We start from the raw sequence: 24,235 nt of genomic DNA on the forward strand, positions 1-24,235 counted from the left end.
TTTCATAGTGAAAAAATATTTCCAAAATGAAAGAGATACAGAAGGTTTATTTAAAAGACAGTCGTATGTCCTCTTCCGAAAACAATATAGCGGTATTGACTAGTGCCAAATGGGAATATGCTTGAGGAAAATTCCCCAGTTGCTCCTTGGTTTCAAAATCAATGTCTTCACTGAAAAGTCCCAAGTGATTTGAATTATGAAGCATTTCCTCAAACAGACTACGTGCTTCTTCTTTTTCTCCAATGACATAAAGAGCACGGATGAGCCAGAACGTACAAATAGTAAAGGCGGAAGAGGGGAGTCCGAAATCATCATGAGATTTATAACGGTACATCAACCCTTTATAAAGTAACGCATTCTTTATCGCTTGCACTGTTTTATGGTAGCGTATGTCTCTCGGATCGATAAATCCGTACGGTTCCATTAACAACAAGGACGCATCAAGGTCGGAATTACCGTAGGTTTGCGAGAAACTTTGCATCTCTTCTTTCCAACCGTTTTTCATGACATTTTCTTTGATTACGGTCGCTTCTTCCGACCAACGTCTCCGGTATGTCGGTTTGTTTAATAAATCTGCAATACGAGCTCCCCTGTCTAATGCGACCCAGCACATAACTTTGGAGGAAACAAAATGCTGTCCTTCTCCTCTAATCTCCCAAATGCCTTTGTCGGTTTTTTCCAGTCAATCATCACATTCGTCAGGATACTTTTTACCATTTCCCACATATCTTCCACCTCGTCCAATGTACCGGGCATCAAACGATAGTATTGGTAGATCAGGTCCATTAAATAGCCGAACGAGTCATTTTGAAGCTGGTGGTAAGCATCATTACCGATCCGAACGGGTCGTGAGTTCTTATAACCGGAAAGATGTCCCAGAATAACTTCCGTCAATTTTCTTTCTCCGCGAATACCGTACATGATCTGGTAGGTATCGTGTTGAGAAACAAAAGTAGACTGGACAAATCTCATGAACCGCCTTGCGGCTTCCACATGGCCTATCTGGAACAAAGTTTCAATGGACATGGAGGCGTCGCGCAGCCAACAAAAACGATAATCCCAGTTACGGACTTCTCCGATCGTTTCCGGTAGGCTAGTTGTTATGGCCGCCAATACGGCTCCATTATAAAAAGACATCAATTTTAAAACTAGGAGACTTCGCTCAATGATATCGTTATAGACCGTAAACTTCTTGGTTCGGTCAGTCCAATTCAACCAATAAACCAGCGTCCGGCAGTATTCCAGTTTCTCACGCTCAATGTTGACAGGTATTACTTTCTCGTTATATGAAAGTAGCAAGAACTCGTCCTTAGCCAGTACGATTTCTTTCTGTTCCAAGATGTTGTGCAAAGGTAGTGAGGAATAAAGATATTGCCTATCTTTGCTGTTAGAAGTAGAGTAGGTCTCTATATATTCCGAGGTCGTGTTGAAAATTGTCTTTCCACGGGCATAGTCCGGAGCCGGCTCATAGTTGATTTTAAAACGGGGAGTACCTTTGATTCTGCGGATATATCGGTAGATCTCTGCCGGACGATAACAATTGCTCGCATCGCTCAGATGGTAACAAGGCATGAAATCTACAACGGCAAATTCATTTTCTTCTGATACGAAGTTGGTCGAAAGAATATTTGTATGAGGAACATACGATTGCGATATTTGATAATCCGGAGAAACCTCGAAGCCGAAATATCCCCCTTTCTCCCGATCGAGCAATGATGCAAAGATGGAAGGTGAGTCGAAGTTAGGGAAACATAACCAATCTATACTGCCTTTATCCGAAATCAAAGCCGCAGTGCAGCAATTTCCTATTACTCCGTAATTTAACTTGTCCATAAAAATTATTTTTTATTTGTCCACAATCCTTTAAAAAAATCAACGGTGGCTTTCAGTTGACCTTTTATGCTTTTGGAAGTCGTTCCGTAACTAACACCTTCACCCGACAGTTTTTCCAAAAAAGGCAATACTTCTTCCTGCGAGGACAGATTGTATTTGGCTTTTTCAGATACAATTCCAACTTTAACTGTTATGGCGGATACTGGAAGAGCCCGGAACATATCCTCATCCGTCGTGTCATCTCCCATTGCTAGTATAAAATCATAGCGGGAAGCCAATAATAGGCGAGCTACTTCCGAACCTTTTGTGCATTCTGGAGATTTTATTTCCACGACTTTGTTGCCCTGCATGATTTGTAATCCCTTTTTCAGGCAAACAGGCATTATAGCCTTTGTTAGCTGTTGCGCTCTCAGCTCTCCCAGCCAGGCGTCCGATTCTCTATAATGCCAGGCAAGAGCAGCTTCTTTTGTCTCAAGATGAGAGTACGGGGTTTTGCTTACAAACAAATTTAGAATAAACAATAGCTCCGAATCCCACTCTCGATTGCCTATGTTTTTATGCCATGCGCCTTTTTCCTTGTAAAATGCACCATGCTCGGCGGCAAAAGACAGAGGAAGATCTCCCAGCCATTTCTCCAATGTATAGTGGTCCCGCCCGCTATTAATGGTTACATGATTCCGAGAGTCGGAACAAAAACGCTGTAACAGGTCTCGTAATGCAGGTGTTGGAACTGCATCTTCCGGATGATTTTTGAATGCAGTTAATGTTCCGTCGTAATCCAGCAAAATCAAGCGCTTTTTCGCTTGGTCATATAATGTTTTGATTTCGTTCTGGTCTTGTGCGGAGATCTTTTTCTTTTGTAATCGTTTGTTTTTCTCTGCGGTCTGCCGCCATTCTCTCATGAAATCCGCAGCCCATTTGTTTACGGTTTGAACCGAAAGGATGGCTTGCATTCGCTGAAGCCTTTCTCTTTGTTCCTCCAATGGCATTTTCAATGCACGGCAAATGGCTTGTTCGATCTGGTCCGTGTCGTTTGGATTAATCAATAAAGCATCAGACAATTCAACCGAAGCACCGGCCATTTCACTTAAAATGAGTACCCCCGGATTATCTTGTTTGGTAGCGACATACTCTTTTGCCACAAGATTCATACCATCGCGCAAAGGGGTTACCAAGGCTATATCGGCAACATAATACATCGCTACTAATTCCTCAAAAGAGAAACCGTGATAAAAATAACATACCGGAGTCCAATTCATGGTAGAGTAAGTTCCATTGATAGAACCGATCTCCTCGTCTATTTTGGTTTTCAATTCGGCATAACTGCCTACATGGTCGCGAGAGGGGACGATAACCATCGCCAATGTCACTTTCCCGTGATATTCCGGATGATTTTTCAAAAAAGAGGCGAATCCGTAAAGACGGTGCAATATTCCTTTGCTGTAATCCAGTCGGTCTACCGATATGATTAACTTATGATCTCCAAATAGAAGTCGTGTTTTCTCTACTGCGTGGTGGACTTTGTCATCAGCTATCACATTGTGATAAAGATCATAGTTTATCCCCATCGGTAATGCATCCACACGGGTTACACGATCATTCATTTGAACTTCATCCAGATTGAAATTCTTATGAAGGACGCGTTCCGTCGCACTGATGAAATGACGCATATAATCGTGAATGTGAAAAGCGACAAAGTCGGCTCCCAAAAGTCCGTTCAGGATCTCGACCCTTTCGGGCAGAATCCGGAAAAGTTCATGTGAAGGAAACGGAATATGGTGGAAATACCCGATATGAAGGTTGGGAAACTTCTCACGGAGCATGCCCGGCAACAGCATTAACTGATAGTCCTGTACCCAAACCCAATCATTAGGTTCAACTATCCGAGATATCTCTTCACAAAAAACAGCATTGACTTCCCTATATGATTCCCAAAAGTTCTTTTTATATAACGTATAAGCAAAAAAGTAATGACAGAGGGGCCATAGGGTACTGTTGCTATATCCTTCGTAGTAATTTTCATACTGCCTGTCGGATAAGAATACCGGATGATAATTATTTTTTTCCAATTGACTGCAAATGTCATCTTTTTCCGTCTTTTGTTCTACGCAGACGCCAGGCCAACCGATCCAATGTTTTTCACAATCAACGTCCAATGACTTCAAACCTGTAGCCAGCCCTCCTTCGCTCCGTGAAAAAACAAATTTTCCATCGGAGGAACGTGTAACTTTTACAGGCAACCTATTCGAAATGATAAATAATCTCATATTTGAAATATTATATACAACACAAAGCAAAATCCATACCAATTTGTATTTGTCATTGATAAACAGATGTTTGTAAATAGGGAAGCCTAAGTAATATTACCAAAATGAAAAAGTGTTTTTCATTTTAGTTGGTTTTTTTTACTTTCAATTTAGAATTGATATTTTTAATCAATTGATATATAGTGATTTATGTTTATTATTCTTAAATTGGTCTGATTTTGGCATTATCTTTATCAGTTTAGATTTCCGAAGAAAGTATCATTAATATTCATCTTCGGTTGTCTGCTATAAGAAACAATGTAGAACAACAAAGAAACAAAATGGTATTTTTTATTTATCAATTAGGCTCGCTTGCCTCTGTATGGGCAATCAGCAATTTAATAAAAAAAGATGTTCCTCAAAGGATCAAAAACAAGATTATCGTTCTGTTACTAGTAACAAGCTGGATTGGTGTTTTTGGATATTTTTTCATTTTGAAAAACAGGATTGAAAAATGGTAGCCTTGCAAGAAGTATTTGGTTGCCCATAGAAGGATATAAGTTTCATATTATATATTATTGCAATTAAAGTTGTTTTATGTGTACCAAAATCTTTTTCTCCATTCATTATGTAAAGATTTGAATTGTTTTTTTCTTTTTGAGCCGTGGATATAATTTATTCACGGCTTATTTAAAAGATTTAATTTCAAAAATTAGGATACAAATGGAAAAGAATATGCGGATGAAATTTTTGAAGCAACGGATAACGGTAATATTACTGTTTGTGGCTAGCGTATGTATATGTGGTAACATCAATGAATTCTATTTCTTCGAAAATGATTATTATTTTAAATATCTGCTGAATACTTTTACAGGAATCATCCTTTTGACAGGAATTGCCTATTTATGCTATCCTCAAAAGAAGACAAATCAGGAAAATGAATTGGTGCTGAATGAATACAAACTGGTGTATGAAACGGAGTCTACCGCATCGCAATATTTTATTTCTGATACAGAAGCTTGGAACACATTAAGAAAACAATTGAAAACAACAGCTCGGGGACATGCTATTTTATATATCAGCGAAAGTTGCGAATTGCCTATAATCAATAACACGATTTTAGCTAAAAAGAGAAATTTCGATTGTTGGAAGCCTGTCTGTGCAGGGCAGATATCTAAAGATTTTGGTGAGATTTAAAGTGATCATAAAAAATATATGGCATCCATAAAACGATGTCCATGGAAAGGAAATGTCAATTATCTGAAAATATGGGGAATAATATTGAATTGGACCTAATCAGCGTTGAAAAGCACCTCATTCAGAAAGTTCTCCAACATACCAACGGATACAAACCCGAAGCAGCTCGTCTTCTTGGGATAGGCTTAACCACACTTTATAAGAAGATGGAAGCCTATGGACTATAATGTGGAACACTTTGTTCTTGCATACCCGGTAGGTTACCTAAAACAGGCAGCTTGCCTGTTTTATATACCTTTTCAAAATGAAAATATCCTTTTCATTTTGAAAAGGATTGAGCATATTACATAATAATATTATTTTTTTGATTATATAACTGATAAACAATATATTGTGCATAAACTCGATTTTTTGGCACAACTTTGGCATATAGTAGGGCGGAAAACAAATAAATAGTATTAACAATTAAAAGAGACAAGTATGGAAGATACGTTATCATTTTTGTTCTTGTGTGCTACCGGTGTAGTATGCTATTGGTTTTTCTTCAAGTGTGTGGACTGGTTTGAGAAAATTTAATGTAAGAAAGGAGAATTAAATTATGTTTTTAGCACTGTTTATACTTTGCTTATTGATCTTCGGGTATTTGATGTATGTCCTAATTAAGCCCGAAAAGTTTTAATGGTAATTATTTTTTTAAGTGAAAAGATGAATACAGAAATTTTAGGTGTAGCATTGCAGATATTGCTGCTGCTGGTTATCAGTTACCCGCTGGGAAAGCATATCGCCAAGGTGTATAAGGATGGAAACGACTGCATGCGTTTCATGGCTCCAATTGAAAGATTTATTTACAAACTGGCGGGTATCAACCCCAATGAAGAGATGGATTGGAAGGCATTCTTGAAATCTCTGCTTATTATAAACGTATTTTGGTTCTTCTGGGGTATGATCCTGTTGGTATCGCAAGGATATCTTCCTTTGAATCCTGATGGGAACAGCGGACAAAGTCCAGATTTGGCGTTCAACACGTGTATTAGTTTCATGGTTAACTGTAACTTGCAGCACTATAGCGGAGAAAGCGGTTTGACTTATTTTACACAGTTGTTCGTCATCATGTTGTTCCAGTTCATCACTGCTGCAACAGGTATGGCTGCTATGGCTGGAATTATGAAATCGATGGCTACCAAAACAACTAAAACAATCGGCAACTTCTGGCACTATTTAGTGATCAGCTGTACACGTATCCTTTTCCCGATGTCTCTGATCGTGGGTTTCATCCTGATCATACAAGGTACGCCGATGGGCTTCGACTCCAAAATGACAATCCCGACATTGGAAGGAGCAGAACAAACTGTTTCACAAGGCCCTACAGCTGCAATCGTTCCGATTAAACAGTTAGGTACGAATGGTGGTGGTTACTTCGGAGTAAACTCTTCTCACCCATTGGAAAACCCGACTTACCTGACCAATATTGTAGAATGCTGGTCTATTCTGATCATTCCGATGGCATTGGTATTTGCTTTGGGATTTTATCTGAAACGTAAAAAGTTAGGTTATGTGATCTATGGTGTAATGCTGTTTGCTTATCTTTTGGGGGTATTCTGTAACGTTCACTATGAGATGGCAGGTAACCCGAAAATCGACGAGATGGGTATTGACCAGTCTTGCGGTGCTATGGAAGGTAAGGAAACCCGTCTGGGTCCGGGCGCAACCGCTTTGTGGTCTGTGACTACGACCGTCACCTCTAATGGTTCCGTTAACGGTATGCACGACAGCACAATGCCTCTTTCCGGTATGGTGGAGATGTTGAACATGCAGATCAATACATGGTTTGGTGGTGTCGGCGTAGGTTTCATGAACTACTATGCATTCTTGATTATAGCCGTATTCATCAGCGGTTTGATGGTCGGACGTACGCCGGAATTCTTAGGTAAAAAGGTAGAAGCCCGAGAAATGAAGATTGCGACGATCGTTTCGTTGGCTCACCCGTTCGTGATTTTGATCTTTACGGCTATCTCTTCCTACGTATGGGTATATGCCCCTGAATTCGTAGAGAGCGAGGGTGGCTGGTTGAACAACCCCGGTTTCCATGGTTTCAGTGAAATGTTATATGAATATACTTCTTCTTCTGCTAACAACGGTTCCGGTTTTGAAGGATTAGGCGACAATACCTATTTCTGGAACTACACTTGCGGTTTGGCACTGATCATTTCACGTTATTTGCCAATTGTCGGACAGGTAGCTATTGCAGGTCTTTTGGCAAACAAGAAGTACACTCCGGAAAGTGCGGGTACATTAAAGACTGATACGGTTACATTCGGTGTGATGACATTCTGCGTAATCGTCATCGTTGCTGCCTTGTCATTCTTCCCGGCACAAACATTAGGCCCGATCGCCGAATATTTTAGTATTTACTAATTGACAGATTAAGAAGATGAGAAATAACAAAACTGCTTCTTTATTTCCAAAGGAGCTCGTTATAGAAAGTTTGAAGCAATCATTCGTTAAGTTGAATCCGCGGATGATGTTCCGTAACCCGATCATGTTTATCGTGGAGGTGGTGACGTTCGTCATGTTGTTTGTTACGATTTGGGCTGCTGCCACCGGTGATACAACGCAAGGATCTTTCGGTTACAATATCTTAGTGTTTATTGTATTGTTCGCCACGTTGCTTTTCACCAACTTCGCAGAGGCGATTGCAGAGGCACGAGGCAAGGCTCAGGCCGACAGTTTGCGTAAGACCCGGGAAGAAACTCCTGCCAAATTGTGTGTCGGTAACAAGATCGAAACGGTCAGTTCTTCTCAGTTGAAGAAAGGCGACATCTTTATTTGTGAAGCCGGCGACACGATTCCTTCCGATGGTGAAATTATCGAAGGTCTGGCTTCTATCGATGAAAGCGCCATCACAGGTGAATCTGCTCCGGTGATCCGTGAAGCGGGTGGAGATAAGAGTTCTGTAACAGGCGGTACGAAAGTATTGTCCGACCAGATCAAGGTGAAAGTGACGACCGAACCGGGTGAAAGTTTCTTGGATAAGATGATCGCCTTGGTGGAAGGCGCTTCTCGCCAGAAAACTCCGAACGAAATCGCCTTGACAATCTTGCTGGCAGGTTTTACATTGGTATTCGTTGTTGTTTGCGGTACCTTGAAGCCGTTTGCTGATTATTCCAACACGACGATTACGATCGCGGCCTTTATCTCTTTGTTCGTTTGTTTGATCCCGACTACGATCGGTGGTTTGTTATCTGCCATCGGTATTGCCGGTATGGATCGTGCGTTGTCTGCTAATGTGATCACCAAATCCGGTAAGGCGGTTGAAACAGCCGGTGACATTGATACTTTGCTGCTCGACAAGACCGGTACGATCACGATCGGTAACCGTAAAGCAACCCAGTTCTATCCGGTATCCGGCATTGACGAACACTCTTTTGTACAAGCTTGTCTACTGTCCTCTCTTTCTGACGATACACCCGAAGGTAAGTCAATCGTGGAACTGGGACGTGAAAAAGGTGTACGTGTACATGATCTGAATACATCCGGATCAAAGATGATCAAGTTTACGGCAGAAACTAAATGCTCAGGAGTGGATTTGGCAAACGGTACTCGCATCCGTAAAGGAGCTTTTGATGCTATTCGTAAGATGAGTGAGGCTGCCGGCAACAAATATCCGAAAGAGGTGGCCGATTTGGTTCAGAAGATCACGAGTAACGGCGGTACTCCGCTGGTTGTTTCACAGGATGATTTCATCATCGGTGTGATCGAATTACAGGATATCATCAAACCGGGGATCCAAGAACGTTTTGAACGTTTGCGTAAGATGGGTGTGAAGACGGTAATGGTAACCGGTGATAACCCGTTGACCGCAAAATATATCGCTGAAAAAGCTGGTGTAGACGATTATATCGCCGAAGCCAAACCGGAAGACAAGATGAACTATATCCGTAAGGAACAGGAAAACGGTAAGCTGGTCGCCATGATGGGGGACGGTACGAACGATGCCCCGGCCTTGGCTCAGGCAAACGTTGGTGTCGCAATGAACAGTGGTACGCAGGCTGCCAAGGAAGCTGGTAATATGGTTGATTTGGACAACGACCCAACGAAACTGATCGAGATTGTCGAAATCGGTAAACAGTTGCTGATGACTCGCGGTACGCTGACTACTTTCAGTATCGCTAACGACGTGGCCAAGTATTTCGCTATCGTACCAGCTCTGTTCATGGTTACGATCCCGGCATTGGCCCCGATGAACATCATGCACCTGCACAGTCCGGAATCAGCGATCCTAAGTGCGATCATCTTTAATGCGATCATCATCCCGATTCTGATCCCTCTGGCATTACGTGGTGTGGCTTATAAACCGATTGGTGCTTCCGCATTGCTTCGTCGCAACTTGCTGATCTACGGTTTGGGCGGTGTAATTGCCCCGTTCATTGGTATCAAGTTGATAGATATGATTGTAAGTTTATTCATGTAAAAGTAAAATCAATATTAAAAACCTTCCTCCCTTTGTATGAAGATAGGAGGAAGGTTAAGAAAATAAAACAATAATTCATTATGATATCAAATCTTTTTAAATCATTAAGACTGACAATTGCATTTTGTTTGTTCTTCAGTGTTTTCTACATTTTCGTTTTGTGGTTGTTTGCCCAAGTGGCAGGACCGAATAAGGGTAATGCCGAACTGGTTACATTGAATGGAAAAGTAGTGGGGGCCGCTAATATTGGTCAGAATTTCACGCAAGATATTTATTTCTGGGGACGTCCTTCCCATGCCGGTGACGGTTATGATGCATCCAGTTCGGCAGGTAGTAACAAGGGACCTTCCAATGAAGAACATTTAGCCTTGTTGGAAGAACGTATTGATACATTCTTGGTTCATCATTCTTACCTAACCCGTGAAAAAGTTCCGGCTGAAATCATCACGGCCAGCAGTTCCGGTTTGGATCCCCATATCTCACCGAAAGCGGCTTATGCACAGGCCAAACGTGTAGCGGACGCTCGTGGATGGTCGGAAGAAAAGGTAATGGGTATCGTCAATTCTCATGTTGAGAAACCGTTATTGGGTATGTTCGGAACGGAGAAAGTAAATGTATTGAAATTAAATGTTGCGCTTGATCAAGCATCAAATAACAAATAACAAATTTTTAATAAGTCAATTAGATTTAGGTTATGAAATCATTCGTAAAAAAAGTAGCAGCCTTGGCAGTTGTATTCTCAATGGCATCTTCTACGTTGGCTAATGCACAGGAAGAGGATGGTAAAGTAAGTTTTTCTGTACAGGGAGATTTGGTAAGTTCCTATATTTGGCGTGGTTTCTACCAAACTGGTGCTAGCTTCCAGCCGACACTATCACTGGGGGTAGGTAATTTCTCTTTGACAGCCTGGGGATCTACCGATTTTCAGGGAGCAAACTCTACATCTATGCCTGCTGCTAAAGAGATAGATTTAACGGCAGCGTATACATTCGGATCAGCTGGTCCTACATTGTCTGTCGCTAGCTTATGGTGGGCAGGGCAAGGCTCTTGCCGTTATTTTAACTTCAAAAGCCATGAAACAGATCACCATTTTGAAGCAGGTTTGGCTTACACTTTGCCTATTGAGAAGTTACCTTTGTCTATCACTTGGAATTTCATGTTTGCCGGTCAAGACAAAGATGAAAATGGAAACCAAAACTATTCTTCTTATGTGGAGTTGAATTTTCCATTCACAGTGAAGGGCGTCGATCTGAATGCAACTTGTGGTGTTCTTCCGTATGATGCGGGAATAACTACGTATGGAGGTGATGTAAATAGTGGATTTGCAGTAACGAATGTTGCATTGAAAGCAACGAAAGATATCAAAATCACGGATTCTTTCTCATTACCTATTTTTACACAGGCAATTTGGAACCCTCGTATGGAGGATGCCCATCTTGTCTTGGGAATTTCTTTAAGACCTTGATATAATAATACGCATGGACCGAGAACAAAGTGTACAACATTTTTTAGATTTGTTGAAAAAGTCTCGTCGTGGCAATTTTAAAATCTACATCGGCATGATTGCCGGTGTAGGTAAATCGTATCGGATGCTATCAGATGCCCACCAATTACTGGAAAGCGGTATCGATGTCAAGATCGGTTATATAGAAACACATGGGCGAGTCGAGACGGAGGCATTGGTGGAAGGATTGCCTATCATCCCCCGCCGCAAGATATTTTATAAAGGAAAAGAGATCGAAGAGATGGACTTGCAGTCGATTCTCAGTATCCATCCTGAAGTTGTCATCGTTGACGAATTGGCTCATACCAATGTCGAAGGCAGTAAGAACGAAAAGCGTTGGCAGGATGTCATGGATATACTGGATGCCGGTATCAGTGTGATCACGGCGGTCAATATTCAGCATATAGAAGGACTTAACGAGATGGTGCAGGACGTGGTTGGCATTGAGGTCAAGGAACGTATTCCTGATATCGTACTGGAGCAGGCTGATGAAGTGGTCAACATAGACCTTACCGCTGACGAATTGCTGGCTCGGTTAAAAGCCGGAAAAATATACAAACCCGATAAGATACAAACAGCATTAAATAATTTCTTTAAGGCTGAACATATTCTTCAGCTTAGGGAGTTGGCATTGAAAGAGGTAGCTTTGCGGGTAGAAAAAAAAGTGGAGAATACCATTCCAGAGAATCTCGGTGTACGCCACGAAAGGTTTATGGCCTGCATCAGCAGTAATGAGAAAACTCCCCGTAAGATCATACGGAAAGTCGCACGGTTGGCAACCCGATATAATTCCAAGTTTTTTGTACTGTATGTACAAACCCCAAGAGAAAGTTCCGACAGGATTCCGTTGGCAAGTCAAAGGCATTTGCTTAACCATTTCAAGTTGGCAACGGAACTTGGAGGAGAAATCATTCAAGTGCAATCCCCACATATAACGGATGCGATCGTACAGGTTTGTAAAGAAAAGCAAATCAGTACGCTATGTATCGGACGACCAGCTTTAAAATATCCTTCCGCTATCCTTGCGATGGTTCACTATCGGAACATGTTAGAAGAGTTGGCTCAATTAGGCATTGATTTAATAATATTAGCATAAAAATCCTTCCATGAATATGAATATAAAAACAAAGTTGACTTATGGGATAGGACTTTTATTTGTCCTGATCACTTTATTAGGTGGATTGGCTATAAAAAACATTCATAATGTATCGGATGACACGCAGAATATCCTAGCGGATAATTATAATTCACTCCTTTATTCCCGTCAGATGCTCGAGTCACTGGATGCCATTCGGGAAAATCCGAATGCCCGAAAAGAGTTTGAGGCCGGCTTGGAAGCTCAGAAAAAAAATCTGACAGAGAAGGATGAAGACATACTGACTAACCGATTAAGTTCGAACTGTGAAAAGGCGTTGGATGACATGGATGATGAATCGATTCGGCAGATACGCCAGACGATTTATACCATTATGGCAGTCAATATGTCTGCCATTTATGAGAAGAATGAAGTGGCTGTCCACACGGCGGAAAGGTCTCTCTTTTGGATCTGGACGGTAGGGATTGCTTGTATCGTGATCGCCTTCCTCTTTCTGGCTCGCCTGCCACGCTCGGTCAGCGTACAGATCCGGAAATTGACGGATGGCATCAAGGAAATCACCAATGCCAATTACAGCAAACGGCTCAATTTGGGCAATGAACCGGAGTTTAAGGAAATAGCCACGTTGTTCAACGAGATGGCCGAGCGCTTGGGCGAATACAGGAACAGTTCGCTGGAAGATATCCTGCAAGGGAAAAAATATATAGAAACAATTATCAACAGCATTGCAGAACCTATCATAGGCTTGAGTAAGGAACGGAAGATTTTGTTTGTCAATGACGAGGCTTTGACTGTTTTGAATTTGACACGGGAAAACATTATCGACAAACCGGCTCCCGAAGTGGCGTTAAAAAATGATCTGCTGCGCCGTTTGATCCGCCAGTTGGTACATCCCGATGACAATAAGGATCCGTTGAAAATCTATGCGGACAACAAGGAAAGCTATTTTCAAGTAAAATACATCCCGATCAACGTTAACAGGCAGACTGGACTGGAGGGTAAGTATGTCGGGGATGTGATCCTGTTGAAGAACGTGACCGAATTTAAAGAAAAAGATATCGCAAAGACAACCTTTATTTCAACGATCTCTCATGAACTGAAGACACCGATATCGGCTATCATGATGAGCTTGGAACTGCTGGAAGATAATCGGATCGGAAAACTGAATACAGAACAGGAGAGCCTTTCCAAGAACATAAAGGAAAATAGCAACCGTTTGTTGGAGATCACTGGCGAATTGTTGAAGATGTCACAGGTAGAAAGCGGTAAGCTCTACCTGAATCCGAAGATTACCAAACCGATCGAACTGATCGACTATGCCATCAAGGCGAACCGGGTACAGGCCGAGCGTTTTAACTGTCAGATCGAAGTGGAGTATCCTGAAAAGATCACCAAATTGTTTGTCGACAGCGAGAAAATTGCTTGGGTTGTGACCAACCTGTTATCGAACGCCATCCGTTATTCGTCGGAGAACGGACGGATTATCATCGGTGCACGACAGATCGACAAAGCCGTCGAGATCTATGTCAAGGACTTTGGAAAGGGCATTGACTCGCGTTACCACGAAAGTATTTTCGACCACTATTTCCGTGTGCCGGGAACAAAAGTACAAGGTAGCGGTTTGGGACTTGCCATCAGCAAGGACTTTGTGGAAGCTCATGGTGGTACGATCCGTATCGAAAGCGAAGTCGGTAAAGGTAGCACGTTCGTGATCAGATTCAATGTATAAAAAGTAAAATCAAAAATCAGATAGTCTAATGAAAGTATTAAAATTTGGTGGTACTTCAGTCGGTTCTGCCCAGCGGATCAAGAATGTCGCATCAATCATTTGCGATCAAGAACAGAAAATAGTAGTACTCTCTGCCATGGCAGGGACAACAAACTCTTTAGTGGAGATATCTGAGTGTTTCCATAAGAAAGATCCGGGAAAAGCCAATGCGATCCTTTCTGCTTTGGAACAAGCTTATGTCAATCATATAGAAGAATTATACCAAAGCGATACCTACAAAGAAAGGGCCATGCAATACATGCTTGAACGGTCTCAACATGTCTGGTCTTTCTCTAATATGCCTTTCAGCATGTTCGATGAAAAGGAAATCTTGGCGCAGGGTGAGCTAATATCAACCTTTCTGATGACCTGCTATCTGGAAGAACAAGGAGTGAAGGTAGTTTTATTGCCTGCGTTGAACTTCATGCGAATTACAATGGACAATGAACCGGACATGGAATATATCGCTAAACACCTAAATACACTTTTGGAGCAAAACAAAGAGGCAGAAATATATATTACGCAAGGTTTCATCTGCCGGAATGCTTACGGCAGCATTGACAACTTGGAAAGAGGAGGAAGCGATTACACCGCCTCTCTAATTGGAGCGGCTATCCAAGCAGAAGAGATACAGATATGGACGGATATTGACGGGATGCACAACAACGATCCACGGTTTGTCAATGACACCGCTCCTGTTAGGCAGTTGAACTTCGACGAAGCCGCTAAGTTGGCACATTTCGGTGCCAAGATACTACATCCGACTTGCATCCTGCCAGCCAAGGAAAAGAACATACCGGTACGCCTCTTGAACGCATTGCAGCCAAATGCGTCGGGTACATTGATCTCGAATACGGCGGAAAAGGGTGCGATCAAAGCTGTTGCCGCCAAAGACAACATCACGTATGTCAAGATCAAGTCGCTCCATACGATACCGACACCTCATTTTCTGAGCATCGTGTTTGATACGTTCTATAATTACAATACGCCGGTGGACATGGTGACCACTTCCGATATCGGGGTTTCCGTAACGATTGATGATGACAAGCATATAGACGAAATTGTGGGTGTATTACGGAAATACGCAACGATTACAGTCGAAAAGAATATGGTGATTGTTTGTGTTGTTGGTGACCTAGAATGGCAAAATGTCGGTTTTGAGGCACGTATCATCAATGCATTGAAAGATATTCCCGTACGGATGATTTCATACGGCGGAAGTAGTAGTAATGTATCGTTGGTGATGAAAGCGGAAGATAAAGTGCATGCTTTGAAGGCGCTTAGTGAACACTTGTTTTCCGTATCAGACAAACCTGTGTTATCATCCGTTTCTTAAAAGAAAATTAAGATTAATAGTTGAGCATATTTGTTTTTTGATTTGTTTTAGAAATGAAGCAGAAGCAGTCTTTTTTTGTAGAGACTGCTTCTATTTTTCGGTAATAAACAATGAAAATTCTTCAGTGTATTGACAGGTGGAAAATTTGGTATAAACTGTCCCCCCATTGTCCTATCTAAAGAGTTCCCCAAAATCCAATTTAAATTGCCCCACCCAAAAAACATTAAAAGAGTTACAGAATCAGTTCATAATTCTACATTAATCTATTAAATAGACAAAACAGATAGTATTCCCAATAAATCAATCAGCATGAACAAGATTTGTCAAGGAGGTGTGCGACTTGTTTGTCATGGGAAGCTCCGGTACAGGAAAGAGCTACATTGCCACAGCCTTGGGATACAGAGTCTGCCAGAAAGGATTGAAAGTACTGTATGCCAATACTTCCAGACTTTTAGGGCAGTTGAAGGCCACCAAGGTAAAAGGTAGCATCCTGTAGGAGCTGAAAAAGATAGAAAGGACGGATATGCTTATACAGGATGATTTCGGCTTGCAACCGTTGGACAACGGAAGCAGAATGCATCTGATGGACATCATCGAAGACCGATATGGTAAGAAATCAACACTGATTGCATCACAATTGCCGGTCAAAGACAAGTATGATGTCATCGGCAAGGAGACAATAGCCGGCGCAGTCATGTACAGAATAACTCACCAAGCCGCAAGAATTGAGCTGCACGGAGAGTCCTTACGCAAAATTTGCGGGAAGAAATGAATGACTATATTGGCAGTAAATAAAAATTACAAACCCAGCACAAATCGAAAGCTAATGAGTTGATTATATGATGTTTTTTTGTATTTTAGGAAAAATAAATCGGGGGTCAATTTAAGTTGGATATTGGGGATCTGTTTCATTCGAGTTTCCAAGTTGTCGTTATACTCCTTGAACACATTATATAATGTTTTGAAAGTTTCGTCCTTTCCCTGATAGCGGTTTACTATGGCACGTGCGGAGACAATCTTTTCCTCCAATTCCAAGTCTTGGTAAATCTGATAGAATTTCACACGCAGAGGTACTTTCCCGTTTTTAACGTTTTACTACGCTTAATGAAGAACAACACGCTGAATATTTCTCTTTCCATACAGCTCAATTTTTAATGATACAAAGTTAGGAAATCGAACCGAGAACCCGGTTATGTAAAATAGATCAATGTGCTGTAAAAAAACGAAGTAGCACTTGTGCTGTGTAACATTTTAGGCTTTCTAAAACTATCCCCCGAATAAGGATGTATAGTTTACTTTAGTCCCACTTATTTTACCTATTCTTGAAAATGAAAAATCCCTAAACTTCTTTGAAAGTTAGGGATTTACATCGTTTTGCCTTCTTAAAAAGTGGTGCCACCAGCAAGAGAACTTTTAGCTTCTCTCTGTTGATTATCACCGTTTTATAGTTTCTTCCATTTGGAAATCCACATGATTTAGCACACGATTATGTTTTATCGTTTTGCTCGCTATAAGAACGATTCTTTATTTAAAGATCTCATTGTTTATATATCGTATATGATTCTCCTGAAGGAGTCACCATGCTGATCTTTAAAACTTTATATTTTAGCTTCAAGCATATCCCATGAATTATCCCGCTAATTTGCTACGTGCTTTTGCGGTAGTTTGCTCATGGAGAATACTGAGGGCAAAGATAGTTAATATTAATTCTAATACAAATCTGAAATAGAAATATAGTTAATAAATTACTCCTTTTCTTTGATGAAAAAGGAATACAAACTTAATGTTGTAAACTCATTTCCGTCTTAGTTTCATATAGTAAATTTGCTAATGCTATATAGTTAGGTATATTCTTTTTAGTTAAGAGTTCAGTAATTTCTTTATTTATAAAAAGTTTTATTTGTAAATATAGATATTCGAAATCTTTTTGTGAAGTTATTGTTCTAGACCATGCACATTGTATAGAATTAACAAGCTTACTTCTATACAATTCGATAACTTCAATACTAATATCAGGATATGCATTAGCATCAGCATCTCTTTCTACGAGAACTTCTGACCAATCTGTTAGCATATTACCAAACCCGATAGAACTTTTGAACTCTATATTTTTGTTACTATCAATGAATTCAGCAGACCTACATGCTAATAAAAAAATCCGTTTATTAGCAAGCAAATGAATCTTCTCATTTCCAATAAATGGCGTATTATCACCTTTATATAAGCAATGACTTGCACCATGTCCTAGAAATATTATAATAGTATCTTCATCGCAAGTTTTAATTGCATCTATGGCTAATTCAACATCTTTCTCATTTGACTCAAAGCGTATTCCTTTGAATGAATCCATGTTAGATAGAAAATCAAATATAGGATTAAGAAATAGAGTCGTTTCGTCCATTGGGTATAAACATAATATTTTCATAATCCTAACTTATTTCTATTATATACGCAATTGTTTGTTCAATTAATTCTTGTTGAAATTCTTGTCCTTGATAGGTCGATTTTTCAATTTCATCAGGGATTTGACTCAGTTTTTTTCCACTAAATATAGGATAGGCTGATGATAATTTTAAATCAGGATACTCCCGCAATTTTTTTAATAAAATTTGCTTAGTAGAGGTATCCTTATTCTTAAGCACTTTGATGACAGAAGCTGCATATCCAGTCCTATCAATAAATTCAGATATATGATGAAGCATCAGTTTTTTTACATCATTTATGAGAGTTGGTAGATCTTTTGAAGCAGGATCACCCATAACGCTTTTGATTGCTTTTTCTAAATTGCCAGAATACAATATTATAGGTACTTTTTCACGTATACTACGGATGATTTCAATAACATCTAATCCATTTACAACATCATCACTTAAATCAAAGTCAGAAGCCACTACATCAATATGTTTTCCTTCTATTTTACTTTTAATACAAGCTTTGAGTTTATCTTTATCTATGTTCTGCTCTTCATTTAAAAGCTCAGGGCTTGTGGTATTTATGAATATAATTTCAACATTATGCCCCTCTTTTTTTAAAATATCCTGAATCTGTGCTTTAAATGTATGTTGTTGATCTTTATCATCAACTATCAAACAAACTTGTTCCATAACTATTAGAATATTAACCTAAATGTAGCTCCTGTATTAAAATGCTTGTTGTTACCTATGAATTCTATATCTCCATGAAGCTCTTTTTGTAGAGTCTCTTTGATAGTATTTAAGCCTATGCCAGATCCTCCATTTCTATTGGTAATGCCAATTTCAAATAATGAATTATCTCTATATAAAGCTTCTTCAACTCCACAGCCATTGTCTGAAAAATCAACAAATAATTTTCCATTCTCTTTTTTAAAGTCCACATATATCTTTTTTGCTCCTGCTTTTTTAGAATTACTAATTAAATTATCGAGTATTACAGATAGATCTAACAAGGAAATTTTCCTAATAAAAGATTCTTTGAAGTCTTGATTAAATTGTATATTATCAATAGAGACAGAGTAATTTGGCAAATATTCCTTTATGTAATTGGGTATATCTACCTTCGTGTGTTCTTTTAGAGAATTAATATCAGCTTTCGTCAGTAGACTACTAAGCTTATTAATGCGTTCAATATGAAATTTAATATATCCTAATTCATGCAATATCTTATCGTTATCAGGTATAGATTGTATTAAACTCATAATACTTTTAGAAGAACTTTCTAATTCCGTCGATGATATTTTTATCGTATGAATAATATCCTCAACCTCAGGTGTGATATTTCGAGTTGCAGACAAATATTTATTTTTCTTTTTTTCAACATCACGTTCTTGTTCTGCTTTCTGTTGCTCTATTTCAGCTTTTGCCCGACGTTCTGTTTCTTCTTTAGCTTTTTGTTCAGCTTCTATTTTCTTTAATTCGGCTTCTTTTCGTTGTAATTCAGCTTCCTTAGCTTGTAATTGTGCTTCTTTTTTTAAGGCTTCTTCTTTTTTTCGTCGTTCCTCCTCAGCTATTCTTGCTTTTTCTGCATTTTGTGCTTTAGCTTCTGCTTCTTCACGTTTTTTTATTTGCTCTTCCAATTTTCGTTCTGCTTCTTCCTTTGCTTTTTGTAATTCGTAGATTTTACTTTCTGCTTCTACTACTTTTACTTTTAAGTTCTCATCATTAGTCTTCTCTGCTATTTCCTCTAAATCTTGTAGAAATTTAGGCTTCAATTCGTTTAGCCGGTTTGATATTATATCAGTAAGATCTTTGTTGTAATATAGTACTTCAATATCTTTGTCTTTTACTAAACTTTTAACAATTTGAACAAAATCTATTTTGCTACCAATACTATTCTTTACTATTGATATATCTTCTGTTTCTTTATCATTTGTCAGTAAATAATCTCGGTGCTCTTGTGCTATTTCATCATTCTCAAAATATTTTTCTCTTTTAAAACGTTCTCCCCAAAGTACTCCTGAAACATATCGTTCCAAACGCCTATGTGCTTTTTCGAATGATTTTAATAATTGATATGATCCCTTAGTTTCTACTAAGCCTCCATCTCTACTTGAAACTTCTTTGAATTGAAAATTATTATTCGTATTTATTTCAACTTTACCAAATAAATCTCTAGTTCCTAAAAAACGACTATGTCCTTGTTGTGCCCTATAATCTAATCCCCAACTATCATCCCCCTTATTCCCAAACGGATAAACTCTAAATCCGTTTTTAAAAAGGAAAATGGAACCATAATTAACTGGTTCTATTCCCATACGGCGTGTAAAATTAACTTTGGCTGTCCTATTTAAATAGAATAAACTAATTTTGACATCATCTAGTAGAGGGTACTTTCTATTTATTTCTCGAATTTTGTATATATTATCACCTCTATCAATTACGGTTGTTAAAATTTCATCCTTTGTTATTTGTACGTCAATTTGAGTCGTTTTCAAATTGAGAATATCTAAAATAGAATTTTTAATTACTCCATTAATCCTATCCCGATCAATATATTTGGGGTTATCGAATTTGTCAACAGACCTATCCTCTTCGAATTCTCTTTCACATATTATTTCTATTGAAAAATCATCAGTATTGGAGAATGGATTAATTAACTTTTCTAATGAATGCTTAAGCCCCTTCAATTTTTCCCTATCCCATGTAGAATTTAACGGCTTGATATCAAGAATAGTTCCATGAGTAGATTTATCAGGAAATACTTCAAGATTATATGGTATTTGTGAATAATCAACATTAATATTTACAAATTCGTTATGTTGATCTTCTTCGAATTTTGACCAATTAACATTTATCTGTTCACATGTCTCAGAATCACTAGTTTTTGTTGTTAATATTAGCCTTTTCCCTAGCCTATCACAAGAAAATCGTCCGATTCCTTTAGCTCCTGCATAATATCTTTTATTTTTTATTTTATCTCTATAAGAATCATTTTTGATAATATCGGCATCCTCTGAACCATCTCTTTTTGCAGAATAAGCAACAAACAACCATTTGTCCTGAAGATCATTAAAGGACATCCCTTTCCCATTGTCAACAATTCTTATTGAATTTGTTTCAAATGTAATAACTACTTTTTTTGCATGTGCGTCATATGAATTTTTAACAAGTTCAAAGATGGCGACATAATCATCAGTAATCAAATCTTTACCAATAATATCCTTAAGCCCTGAACTAATTTTAAACTCTAATTTCTTATCCATAAGCTACATTTCTTTTAATACAATACCTGCTAACTCTCCAAAAAGTGGAGGGATTGCATTTCCTATTTGGGTATATCTAGGAACTTCTATCTTCCGTAATTTTCCACCTGTTGTGTATTTCTTTTTAATTTCATACCAATCAGGAAACGTTTGTAATCTAGCATATTCTCTTACAGTCAAGATACGAGGTTCAGCATAATGTATATAATCATCCGGATGAGTTGTTAATGTTGGGCTTATTCCATTCATGTCAAGAATTGTAATTCCCCTTTTCTTTATATTCCAATGTTCTCTTTCTTTATTTTCGATTCTCTTGTTTCTTTGTGGATATTCTTCCAGCAAAGTTTTAAAGAGAATTACAGTGTCTTTGTTGTGATTGGCAAAGCTATGGCTATCTGGTATTATTCTGTCTTTCTCACATTCTTTGCGCATGACTTCTTGAAATTTGGATTTGGTTTTAGAATATATACCAGCACTAAAGCCTTTTCTGTCAGGGCATGGCATGACACCATTACTTTGTAATAAATCAGAAATAGCATCTGCTACTGTTGTTATTTGATTCAGTCCTTTGCTTCTAAGAAAAACTTCTTTTTTTTCTTTGATTTTATCAATGAATTCTGAAGCATTATTATTTAGAGAACCTATTAAAATAAATCTCTTTCTTTTTTGAGGAATACCATAACAAGAAAAGTCAAAAACTTCAGCTTTCACATTATAACCTAAATCTTGAAGCTTTTCAATTACAATTTGAGAATATGGAATAGATTTATCTTTATCTGTTTTTTTTCTAAAAGCATATGTAAATCCTTTTACATTTTCAAAGAGAATTAACCGAGGCCTAACTAATTCTATAAACTCTATATATGAATAAACTAATTTATTTCTAATATCTTCCTCTATTCTTTTTCCAGCCATTGAAAATCCTTGACAAGGAGGTCCTCCTGCAACTAAATCTATAGTGCCTCTTAAAGATTTTAATTGCTCTTGATGACTTTTTAAGACATCGTATATATCATGTTCCTTACATTCTAACCAACTTGGCCAATCAAAATGTTTTTTATTGTCAATTAAGTTATATTTTAGAGTTTCAAAAGCGAAAGGGCTTTTTTCAATAGCAAAAAGCCCTTTCCAGCCAGAAAGATGTAGTCCTAATGAAAGTCCACCACATCCTGCGAATAGGTCTATATATTTTTTTGTCCGTAATTCAGGCATCATACAAATTATTTTCTAAAATGCAAAATTAATCAAATATTCTAATTTGGCAAATTAAATCAAGCTCCTCTAATAAACTTTATTTCTGTAGAATATGTTAGTATCTTAATGTTTTTGATTAACTATTGTTAACTATTTTGGTAAGATTTACAATCTACGATGCTTTCTCTTTTTCTTCTTAGATTTGGGTATTTGTTCTTCATGATTAAGAGGAGTCTTTCCTGATGTAACAAAAGATAGAAGTGATCCTGATATAAAACTATTCTCTATATTGGAAGATGGACTGACAGATATACAACTTTTTTGTTTAGTGATAACAGGCTCCTCTGTATTGAACGTTTGATTATTTCTTTCCTTGTTTTCAAGATTGAAAGTAAACAAGAAATCTAGTTTATTATCTTGAAAGATTTCTGCTTTTCTTGTATTGGATTGAATCTCATATTCTTGCTGTTTAAGTTGTTCTGTTAAAGGACTGTTTTTCATCCCTTTGTAATAATCAAATGATTCTGTTAGTTCTCGATTGTAACCAAACAGTTTATCAAATCCTTGTTCAACTCGTCGGAATAGGTTTACTCGCTCAAAGCCACCTTTTATTACTCCGTTCGTGGTATTTCTGTGGTTAGTTAGCGGTGAAAGTTTCTTTTTATTGGCTTGATCTTTCCGGCTCACTATCAAATGACAGTGCATATTCAGTTTGTTATCAGAACGGCTACGGTCAAAATGAATCTTCCCGTAAAACTTTATATCCGAAGCGGATAGCTCTTTATTGAAGTTCTTAGCATATTCAGGAATAAACACCTCACGAATATACCGTTTCATGGCTTCGGCTTTCTCCTGTTCCGTGTTTCCCATTGCTCGAAGCTCATTTTCTGATGGGCTGACATGGATAGCGTAAAATTTAGCATCCGTTTTTAGGAATTGCCCGATATTACTATCTATATCTTTTATTACTTTTGATTTATAGATGTTATCATCTGTCAAATTGAAAAAGCCTTCGGTAAAGATATCTTTTTCCATGCGTTCCAAATCTTCATGTTCCATGTAATTGGCTCGCTGTCGGCTACTTCCGGAATTATTATATGTTCCGTTCGATGGTGGAGCAAAGTCTATATGCATAAGCCTATGTATTTATTAGGTTTGTAATCTCTGTTTTTAGGTTATCTTTTCTTTTGCTATCCATCACCCCACAAGCAGAAAGTTCCGAATAGAGTTGTATCAGGTGGAGCAACTTTTTATAATCCTGTTGGTGTATCTGGTAAAGTGCGTTAATCTGTTTGGACTGACTGTTTATCACATTGGCATGATTGCCGAACTGTTCGCTTAACTTTTTCAGCACGGCTGTTTGTCTCTCCTGACTGGTTTCCAATTGAGAGAGTATAAGAGTTTCCAAAGTTTTGCCGATAGTATCGAAACGCAAAGCAATAGAATTTGTTACCCGTATCATGTTCAGTTGTTCTTCCTCATAGTGACGAATGAAGCGAATAATATCATCCTGTCTCTTATTTATTTTCGCCAGTTCCGATTTTACGGATTCAGGTGCTTCGGATGGGTTGATATGTGCCTTATCTATATACCCGAACGCCAACTTTACAACTTCACTCTTTTTCAGTGAATAGCGTTTGCATATCTTCTCTACCAAAGCTGCCGTTTCCTTGTCTATGGAAATGGTAGTGAATATCGTTTTTCGACTGCTGTTTGGCATGGTAATTACTTTTTTATAGAAATATGAATAGATAAATACCTGATAATAAGCATTGCAAAGAAAATGCTTATTACAGGTATCATTACAGCGTGTTCTTGTAACACGCTAAAGCCGAAGGCTTTGCCCCGCAGGGCAAGAGGGAAGAACAGGACTTGTCCAGTTCCCTCTTGCTCGATTTAGCGAAACGGGC

Annotated in this window: 16 protein-coding genes and 4 pseudogenes; 11 read left to right on the forward strand and 9 right to left on the reverse strand. The window is 38.6% G+C overall.

Going from position 1 to position 24,235, the window contains the following annotated elements:
- Nucleotides 1-46: 46 nt before the first annotated feature.
- Together NBH16_RS11240 and NBH16_RS11245 are read right to left on the reverse strand one after the other, a co-directional pair.
- Nucleotides 47-1,833 (reverse strand): annotated as a pseudogene (locus NBH16_RS11240) (glycoside hydrolase family 15 protein).
- Nucleotides 1,834-1,838: 5 nt separating this feature from the next.
- On the reverse strand, nucleotides 1,839-4,100 hold the full coding sequence (locus tag NBH16_RS11245; RefSeq protein WP_250788533.1) for a bifunctional alpha,alpha-trehalose-phosphate synthase (UDP-forming)/trehalose-phosphatase: 2,262 nt from the start codon (nucleotides 4,098-4,100) through the stop codon (nucleotides 1,839-1,841).
- Between the two features lie 702 nt (nucleotides 4,101-4,802).
- On the opposite strand from NBH16_RS11245, the gene NBH16_RS11250 reads away from it, so the two are divergent.
- The 11 genes and pseudogenes from NBH16_RS11250 to NBH16_RS11295 all read left to right on the forward strand — a co-directional run bounded on the left by NBH16_RS11250 (nucleotide 4,803) and on the right by NBH16_RS11295 (nucleotide 16,223).
- Nucleotides 4,803-5,276, forward strand: a complete 474-nt coding sequence (locus tag NBH16_RS11250) for a hypothetical protein (RefSeq protein ID WP_005868619.1) — start codon at nucleotides 4,803-4,805, stop codon at nucleotides 5,274-5,276.
- Nucleotides 5,277-5,368: 92 nt separating this feature from the next.
- Nucleotides 5,369-5,503 (forward strand): annotated as a pseudogene (locus tag NBH16_RS11255) (helix-turn-helix domain-containing protein); the annotation flags it as partial.
- A gap of 371 nt (nucleotides 5,504-5,874) precedes the next feature.
- Entirely contained in the window at nucleotides 5,875-5,955 is an 81-nt protein-coding gene (locus tag NBH16_RS23415) for a potassium-transporting ATPase subunit F (protein ID WP_080504992.1), read from the forward strand.
- Nucleotides 5,956-5,981: 26 nt separating this feature from the next.
- Entirely contained in the window at nucleotides 5,982-7,691 is a 1,710-nt protein-coding gene (kdpA, locus tag NBH16_RS11260; protein ID WP_057326909.1) for a potassium-transporting ATPase subunit KdpA, read from the forward strand.
- 16 nt (nucleotides 7,692-7,707) lie between these two features.
- On the forward strand, nucleotides 7,708-9,747 hold the full coding sequence (kdpB, locus tag NBH16_RS11265; RefSeq protein WP_250788536.1) for a potassium-transporting ATPase subunit KdpB: 2,040 nt from the start codon (nucleotides 7,708-7,710) through the stop codon (nucleotides 9,745-9,747).
- Between the two features lie 80 nt (nucleotides 9,748-9,827).
- On the forward strand, nucleotides 9,828-10,409 hold the full coding sequence (locus tag NBH16_RS11270) for a K(+)-transporting ATPase subunit C (RefSeq protein ID WP_146376117.1): 582 nt from the start codon (nucleotides 9,828-9,830) through the stop codon (nucleotides 10,407-10,409).
- A gap of 32 nt (nucleotides 10,410-10,441) precedes the next feature.
- Nucleotides 10,442-11,212 carry a hypothetical protein gene (locus tag NBH16_RS11275; RefSeq protein ID WP_005868608.1) on the forward strand — a complete coding sequence of 257 codons (771 nt, stop codon included), beginning with the start codon at nucleotides 10,442-10,444 and terminating at the stop codon, nucleotides 11,210-11,212.
- 13 nt (nucleotides 11,213-11,225) lie between these two features.
- Nucleotides 11,226-12,347 carry a sensor protein KdpD gene (locus tag NBH16_RS11280; protein ID WP_005868607.1) on the forward strand — a complete coding sequence of 374 codons (1,122 nt, stop codon included), beginning with the start codon at nucleotides 11,226-11,228 and terminating at the stop codon, nucleotides 12,345-12,347.
- Between the two features lie 10 nt (nucleotides 12,348-12,357).
- Nucleotides 12,358-14,076, forward strand: coding sequence for an ATP-binding protein (locus tag NBH16_RS11285; RefSeq protein ID WP_250788538.1), 1,719 nt, complete (start codon nucleotides 12,358-12,360; stop codon nucleotides 14,074-14,076).
- Nucleotides 14,077-14,104: 28 nt separating this feature from the next.
- The gene (locus NBH16_RS11290; protein WP_057327956.1) at nucleotides 14,105-15,451 is read left to right on the forward strand and encodes an aspartate kinase; all 1,347 of its coding nucleotides are present in this window, start codon (nucleotides 14,105-14,107) and stop codon (nucleotides 15,449-15,451) included.
- Between the two features lie 331 nt (nucleotides 15,452-15,782).
- A pseudogene (locus NBH16_RS11295) lies at nucleotides 15,783-16,223 on the forward strand (ATP-binding protein).
- A gap of 152 nt (nucleotides 16,224-16,375) precedes the next feature.
- On the opposite strand, the pseudogene NBH16_RS23420 reads toward NBH16_RS11295, so the two are convergent.
- From NBH16_RS23420 to NBH16_RS11325, 7 genes and pseudogenes are all read right to left on the reverse strand, one after another.
- Nucleotides 16,376-16,590: pseudogene (locus tag NBH16_RS23420) on the reverse strand (site-specific integrase); the annotation flags it as partial.
- A 641-nt stretch (nucleotides 16,591-17,231) separates the two neighbouring features.
- Nucleotides 17,232-17,876 (reverse strand): hypothetical protein, encoded by a 645-nt coding sequence (locus tag NBH16_RS11300; RefSeq protein WP_008779435.1) that lies wholly within the window; start codon nucleotides 17,874-17,876, stop codon nucleotides 17,232-17,234.
- Nucleotides 17,877-17,880: 4 nt separating this feature from the next.
- Nucleotides 17,881-18,555, reverse strand: coding sequence for a DNA-binding transcriptional response regulator (locus tag NBH16_RS11305; protein WP_250788540.1), 675 nt, complete (start codon nucleotides 18,553-18,555; stop codon nucleotides 17,881-17,883).
- Nucleotides 18,556-18,560: 5 nt separating this feature from the next.
- Entirely contained in the window at nucleotides 18,561-21,131 is a 2,571-nt protein-coding gene (locus NBH16_RS11310) for an ATP-binding protein (RefSeq protein ID WP_008779433.1), read from the reverse strand.
- Between the two features lie 3 nt (nucleotides 21,132-21,134).
- Nucleotides 21,135-22,346, reverse strand: a complete 1,212-nt coding sequence (locus NBH16_RS11315) for a DNA cytosine methyltransferase (protein ID WP_250788542.1) — start codon at nucleotides 22,344-22,346, stop codon at nucleotides 21,135-21,137.
- Nucleotides 22,347-22,490: 144 nt separating this feature from the next.
- Nucleotides 22,491-23,459, reverse strand: coding sequence for a DUF5712 family protein (locus NBH16_RS11320; protein WP_250788544.1), 969 nt, complete (start codon nucleotides 23,457-23,459; stop codon nucleotides 22,491-22,493).
- 4 nt (nucleotides 23,460-23,463) lie between these two features.
- A complete protein-coding gene (locus NBH16_RS11325; protein WP_250788545.1) occupies nucleotides 23,464-24,045 on the reverse strand; it encodes a BfmA/BtgA family mobilization protein in 582 nt (193 codons plus the stop codon).
- Nucleotides 24,046-24,235 lie beyond the last annotated feature (190 nt).

This window comes from Parabacteroides sp. Y3-G-102 (assembly GCF_023656845.1).
Taxonomy (GTDB): domain Bacteria; phylum Bacteroidota; class Bacteroidia; order Bacteroidales; family Tannerellaceae; genus Parabacteroides; species Parabacteroides distasonis.